Here is a 6,877-nt window from a genome sequence, read left to right on the forward strand (position 1 = left end):
ATGTTATTTGGTTTAACGAAAGAATGTTTCCGTCAATGGTTTTTGAAGTTGAAAATTCAACCGATTTTAGAGACGCTTTTATTAAATTTATGGAATTAATTGATTTTCAAACTCAATTTTCTTGTGTCGCTCCGCTTGAAAGAAAAAGTAAATTTGATAAAGAAATTGTAAAAAACGCTTTTAGTCCAATTCGCAACAGAGTTAAATTTTATTCATACGAAGAAGTTGAAAGCGATTATAGAATAAGTCTACAAAAATATAATATATTTTAAAAATTAAAGAATGTAAATTTTAATAAAAAAATCGTCATTTTGGAATGTCTTAATAAATTTAACGGTTTGATTTTCGATTCAAAAAATTCAAGGCTATATTTTGAGGAACTTGTAAAAAATGGCATCTACAAATTAAGCAATATTCCGTCTACAATTAACGAAAAACTTATAAACGATGATATTTTAAGCGATTTGGAATTTGAAGAACTTTTAAAATTAAATCCTCAAATTTCAAGCGAAGAGAAAATAAATTTTAGAATTAGAACGCAATTAAAAGCTTTAGAATCTCAAGGTTTTCTAATTTTTTCAGGCGATAAAAATAAACCGATTATAACAATGACAAATCTTGCTTTCGAGCTTATGAGTAGAAAATCTTATATTACCGATATTTATTCTAAAATTATGATAGGGTTGCATTCTGGTAATCCTGCAAGAAAATCTACTCTTAATAAAGCGAGAGTATTTTTGAACACAATTTTTGTAATCGATTCGCTTAAAAAAGAATGGGAAAAATTAGGAAACGAAGCCAAAGGAATTTTAAAATACGAATTTAAAAGTTTTGTTCTGGGAATGAAAGATTACGATTATAAAAAATGCGTCCAAGATATTTTAGAATATAGAAAAAATTACGGATTAAAAGAAAACGAAAAATATATAAGCGATTATTTATTTAACAAATTGGGTTTGAAGAAAATAAAATACGACAGTCTAAACGATTATGCGGACGAAGTTTTTAGAAAATTTGAAATGACGGGACTTTTAATTGCAAGAGGAAAATTTAAACATATTTATTATGATTTTTCTAATTTCAATTCTAAAAAAATCGAATCGTTATTAAACGCTTATAAAAACTATGATTTTAAAGAATTTTCCAATATTGAAGAATATATAAATTTTTTAGACAATATTAAATTGCCCTGGCTTGATAACAATGAAATAAGAAAAGAAGTTATTAAACAAAAAGCGAAAAGCCTCGATATTGTTCTTAAAGATTCCGATTTTGAAAACTTGAATATTTTGGAAGAATCGCTCAATCAAAAATTTTACAATAAGGCTCTTCAATCGGCTATTTTACAAAGCGATATAAAAGAACTTTTGGAAGAGTTAAAAATTTTGGCTTCTTTATCAAATGCAAAATCTAAATACGATATACCCGAACCTTTGCGTTTGGAATATTTGCTCGCTTTGATTTTAGGCAAGAAATACGGAATCGCAAAACTTTATTCAAATCTTATTTATAATGAAAACGGTATTCCTCTATCATACGCTCCCGCAGGCAAAATAGATTTGGAATATAACGATTTTCTTTTTGAAGCTACAATGATAAAAAATAGAAATCAGCAATTAAACAGCGAAACTACAAGCATAGCGAGACACATGAAAGAAAGTCAAGATAAAAGGCGAGAATATTTAAGGACTATCTTAATCGCTCCTTATATTCATTGGGATGTAGCGTTGTTTTTTAAATTTTGCACTAAAGAATTTGAAAGTAAAATTGCTCCGATTACGATTGCCAAATTTATAGAATTGATAGAAAAATCTCCTAATTTTAACGATTTCCAAATAAATTTTGACAAGTTTGTTAATCGACTTCTTAATGAGAAAACTCAAAATTATATTGATTCAATAAATTTCAATTAAATTAAATAATTATTTTTTATTAGGCAAATGTTTTATTATCTGCGTGTCCAACAAAACTGCTCTGCTCGAATTATCATAACCTAAAATTTTCGCGTAAACTTCAATATGGCTTCTGTTTTCTAAAGAAATATTTTGATTAAATATCAAATCGGCTACTCCCAAAATGTCTTTTCCATTATTGTCATAAATTAAAAGTCTCGCTTTATTTTTTTGAACGCCGTAAATATTAGTTTGCGAAATTCCGCTGACATCCGCTTTCCATTTTATATATCCGCCTTCGTATAATCCGTGATTTTGAACTACCGTTAAATAGTCGGGGCTTTCTTTGAATATATTATAATCGGGCGCTATGATGAAATTTTTTAAAACTCTAAATCTTTCTTTTAAGTATTCGTTTATGTCGCTTTCCAACGCTCCGTTTATTATCATAACCGCTTCGTTTACCGATGCGCTCCTCATATTTTTTTTTGCTTTATCGAACATCTCGGCTACTTCTCTAGGCGAATATGTCGGACTTTTTGCGCTCTCTGGAATTCTGCCTTCTTCCAAACCTTCGAACAAATAAACATTTTCAAGTTTTTCTCTCAATTCTTTTTGTTCTCTGTCGAGCAAAACATATTTAATCATAGGATAAACTCTCTCTATAATCAAATAAGAACCTAAAGACAAAATAAAAACTATTGGAATAATAGCTAAAAATTTGAATATTGAAATTTCTTTTTTTCCAAGCAAATAAGGGCGAGGTTTAATTTCGTTTCCTTTCGCGTTATTCGTCAAAAATCTTATTCTCTCGATATTGTCCGAAGCTATTTTATTGTCGGGAGATAAATCGAGTATTCTAAAATATTCTCTTAAAGCGTTTTCTCTATGTCCGTTGTATAAACTAATATAACCTTTCGCTAAAGTGGCGTTAATGCAAAAACTATCTTCTCTCAAAGCCTTTCTCGATACTTCTTCCGCAGCCGAAAAATCTTTCAAAAAGATATTCGCAAAAGCGAGCATGGAAAGAGCTTCCGCGTTATGATTCAATTTGCTTGCATTGTTTAAAAGATAATCTTTCGCTTTTTTGTATTTTTTTCTTTTAATCAATTTATAAGCGTTGGAAGATATATTATTCTTCATTAAAAAACAGTCCTATATTTTGTTAACATACTATGTTTACATAATATTATCGGTATTATGATAACTTATATTAGAGATTTTTTGAAGTCGGTTTTATTTGTCTTAAATTCGCTTCGATTAGTCAATATTGATAAAAAAGAAAATTAACTATATAATATTAAATTAAAAATGTGTAGGAATTAGAATGAATTATAAAATAGCATTAACGGGTTCAACGGGAAATATGGGCGTTGAAACTTTAAGGCAGTTAATGGAACTTGAAAATGTAGAGATTATAAAAGTTTTAATAAGAAAAGAAAGCCTTTGGAAAGCTAAAAAATTAAAAAGAAAATACAAAAATAAAATTGAAATAATCGTTGGAGATATTGCAAACAAAAAAGACTGTGAAAAATTAATAGAAGACACAAATTATATTTTGAATCTTGCCGCGCTTATTCCTCCTAAATCGGATAAATTCCCCGAACTCAATTATAGAGTAAATTTTTTGGGAACTAAAAATATAGTCGATTCTATTTTGGAAACGGAAGAAACTAAAAAACCGAAATTGATTCATATATCGACAGTCGCTTTATACGGAAACAGAACGGAAAAGAATCCTTGGGCGAGAGTCGGCGACCCTCTGATAATAAATAATTACGATTTATATTCCTATTACAAACTTAAAGCGGAAAGATATGTTTTGGAATCTTCGCTGAAAAATCGAGCTATAATAAGACAGACGGCTATGCTCCATAACAGAATGCTTACCGACAATATGAGCGATGGTTTGATGTTTCACACTTGCTACAATTCGCCTTTGGAATGGATTACGGCAAGAGACAGCGGATTTTTAATGAAAAGAATAATCGAAGAGGATACGAAAAATAAACTTGACGATTCTTTTTGGAGCGGAATTTTTAATTTGGGGAGCAAAGCGGAAAACAGAATCACGGGCTATGATGTTTTTAACGAAGGTTTTAAATTAATCGGCGGAAACGGTAAAAAATATATGCAGCCGAATTGGAACGCCACTCGCAACTTTCATGGTGTTTGGTATTATGACGGAGACAAATTGGAAAAATTATTTAACTATCAAAACGAATCTATAAACGATTATTGGAGAGAAATTGCTAAAAGACATTGGTATTATTCCCTTGCAAAAATCGTTCCGTCAAAATTAATCAAAATTTTTGCAATCGAAAGACTTTTATTCGATTCTAATTCGCCTCGTTATTGGAATAAAAATAAAGAATTGGGAAAAATTATTTCGGCGTTCGGAAGCGAAGAAAATTATAAAAAACTTCCTAAAAAATGGAAAAAATTTAATTTGCTTATAGAAAATAAAGATAGCGAAGGAAATTATATAAATTACGAAGAATTAAAAAATACAGAAAAAGCGAAATTATTAAGTCACGGCTACGATGAAAATAAAAAGGAAATAAATATTGAAGATTTGAAAATGGCGGCGGAGTTTAGAGGCGGAAAACTTTTAAGCGAAAAAATGGAAAATTTGGAAACGAAATTATTATGGGAATGCTCAGAAGGACATAAATTTGAAGCGAAACCAATAACGATAATGAAAGCGGGACATTGGTGCGAGGAATGTTTTGAAAATCATACTTGGAGCTTCGACAATCTTGCAAAGAAAAGTCCTTTCTACGCTCAAGTCTATTACGATTCGCATGACAAAAACGAAAATATGATTTATTATTTCGATAAAGACTTTAAGGCTTGTTATAAAAAGTTTTAGAAAAAGAATTTTAAAAAATTAAAGAAAATAAAAAGGTTTAATTAAATGAATAAAAACGCGATAATATATTGGTTTTCGGGAACGGGAAATACCGAAAAAGTTGTAAAAGAATATAAGAAAAATTTTGAAGAAAATAAAATTGAAACTTTGCTTTATAAAATAACCGATAATTTTGAAGATATGCCAAATCCCGAAAATTTCGATTATGTGGGAATCGCTTATCCGATTCATGGATTCAACGCTCCGTATCCAGTTTTTAATCTTATAAAATTATTTCCAAAAACTAAAAACAAAAAAATATTTATAATAAAAACTTCGGGCGAGCCTCTAACTATAAATAATATTTCTTCCGAGCCTTTGATGGCGAGATTGAAACCGAAAGGATACATTCTCGTAAACGAATATCATTATATTATGCCCTATAATATGATATTTAGACATACGGACGAAACTGCGGCAAAAATGTGGAAAACGGCAAAATCTTTATGTTCTATAGAGGCTAAAGAAGTTTTGGAAGGACGCAAACATTTATTAAAAAAATTTCCTTTCGGCAGACTCATAGCTTTTCTATTTAGAATCGAGCATCCCGCGATGAAAATCAACGGAAAACTTTTTAAAGTGAAAAATATTTGCATTCATTGTAATTTATGCGTTAAGAAATGCCCCGTGAATAATATTTATAACGATGAAAATAATAATATCAGATTCAAAGATAAATGCGTCATGTGTTCGAGTTGCGCTTTCAGATGTCCCGTTAATGCGATTAATATCGGAATACTCACGGGCTGGAAAGTTAACGGTCCTTATAATTTTGAAAATCCGCAAATTGGAATAAAGAGCAAGCATGAGAATTATTGCAAGAAAGCTTACGAGAGATATTTTGAAAGAGCGAATAGTAAGATAAACGAGATTTCAAATTAAAGATTATTACAAATTTAATAGGTAGAACGCTACGAGCGGGCAGATGCTAAAAGAACATATTAAAGGAAATGAATCAAATATATTTGCCAATATATTCTTCGGTAAGTTCAAAATTTTTATCTTCCGAATTATCTTTTTTGTCGGAAGAAGGCAAATCATACATAGCGTCAAGCATAACCCTTTCAAATAACGCTCTCAAACCTCGCACTCCAGTTTTTTCTTCCATCGCTTTTTTGACTATTATTTTTAAAACTTTATCGTCTATATTTAAATTTATATTGTCGTATTCGAATAATTTTTTATATTGTTTTGTAAGAGAATTTTTAGGCTCTTTAAGTATTCTTAATAATTCTTCTTCTTTAAGCTCTTCCAAAGTGGCTATAACGGGAAGCCTGCCTATAAGTTCGGGTATGAGTCCGTATTTAACCAAATCTTCTGTAGTTATATTTTTCATTATCTCGTCATAATTAAGATTTTCCATAGAGTTTACTTCCGCCGCAAATCCGAGTCCTTTTTTTGAAGTTCTTTCTGCTATGGATTTTTCTATATCTATAAAAGCTCCTCCGCATATAAACAAAATATTGGAAGTGTCTATTTCCAAATTGCTTTGATGAGGATGTTTTCTTCCGCCTTGAGGAGGCACGCTCGCTAAAGTTCCTTCGATTATTTTTAGTAAAGCCTGCTGAACTCCTTCGCCCGACACATCGCGAGTAATAGAACGAGATTCTCCTTTGCGCGAGATTTTGTCTATTTCATCGATATATATTATTCCTTTTTCCGCCAGTTTTATATCTCCGTCCGCGTTTTGTATTAATCGCAACAAAATATTTTCGACATCGTCTCCCACATATCCCGCTTCCGTCACGGTTGTGGCGTCCGCTATCGCGAAAGGAACATTCAAAGCTTTAGCCAAAGTTCTTGCGAGCAAAGTTTTTCCGCTTCCAGTAGGTCCGATTAAAAGAACATTCGATTTTTCGATTTCCACATCGTTTTTATCGTCTTTATTTTGAGTTATTCTTTTATAATGATTATAAACCGAAACGGATAAAACTTTTTTCGCGTAATCCTGCCCAATAACATATTGGTCTAACATGCTTTTTATTTCTTTCGGAGGCAAAACTTTAATATCGTATTTCGCTTCGGTTTTATTTTTCAAATGAGCGTGCTTCGGTTTTATTTTTCAAATGAGCGT

Annotated in this window: 6 protein-coding genes; 4 read left to right on the forward strand and 2 right to left on the reverse strand. The window is 30.7% G+C overall.

What is annotated here, in order from left to right:
- Together EZH24_RS14000 and EZH24_RS05165 are read left to right on the forward strand one after the other, a co-directional pair.
- On the forward strand, window positions 1-272 hold a 272-nt coding region (locus tag EZH24_RS14000), incomplete at its 5' end, for a hypothetical protein (RefSeq protein ID WP_201798567.1).
- A 39-nt stretch (window positions 273-311) separates the two neighbouring features.
- Complete coding sequence (locus EZH24_RS05165) at window positions 312-1,913, forward strand: AlwI family type II restriction endonuclease (RefSeq protein ID WP_161976102.1); 1,602 nt, start codon at window positions 312-314, stop codon at window positions 1,911-1,913.
- A gap of 9 nt (window positions 1,914-1,922) precedes the next feature.
- Here EZH24_RS05165 and EZH24_RS05170 read toward each other — a convergent pair whose 3' ends face one another.
- Complete coding sequence (locus tag EZH24_RS05170; RefSeq protein ID WP_137998068.1) at window positions 1,923-3,035, reverse strand: tetratricopeptide repeat protein; 1,113 nt, start codon at window positions 3,033-3,035, stop codon at window positions 1,923-1,925.
- A gap of 184 nt (window positions 3,036-3,219) precedes the next feature.
- Between EZH24_RS05170 and EZH24_RS05175 the strand changes: the two genes are divergently transcribed.
- Together EZH24_RS05175 and EZH24_RS05180 are read left to right on the forward strand one after the other, a co-directional pair.
- The gene (locus EZH24_RS05175; RefSeq protein ID WP_137998070.1) at window positions 3,220-4,764 is read left to right on the forward strand and encodes an NAD-dependent epimerase/dehydratase family protein; all 1,545 of its coding nucleotides are present in this window, start codon (window positions 3,220-3,222) and stop codon (window positions 4,762-4,764) included.
- A 45-nt stretch (window positions 4,765-4,809) separates the two neighbouring features.
- Window positions 4,810-5,685, forward strand: a complete 876-nt coding sequence (locus tag EZH24_RS05180) for an EFR1 family ferrodoxin (RefSeq protein WP_137998071.1) — start codon at window positions 4,810-4,812, stop codon at window positions 5,683-5,685.
- Between the two features lie 73 nt (window positions 5,686-5,758).
- Here the strand turns inward: EZH24_RS05180 and clpX are convergent, their stop codons facing one another.
- Window positions 5,759-6,841, reverse strand: a complete 1,083-nt coding sequence (gene clpX / locus EZH24_RS05185; protein ID WP_272897874.1) for an ATP-dependent Clp protease ATP-binding subunit ClpX — start codon at window positions 6,839-6,841, stop codon at window positions 5,759-5,761.
- Window positions 6,842-6,877 lie beyond the last annotated feature (36 nt).

The organism is Brachyspira catarrhinii (assembly GCF_005518285.1).
Classification (GTDB): Bacteria; Spirochaetota; Brachyspiria; order Brachyspirales; family Brachyspiraceae; genus Brachyspira; species Brachyspira catarrhinii.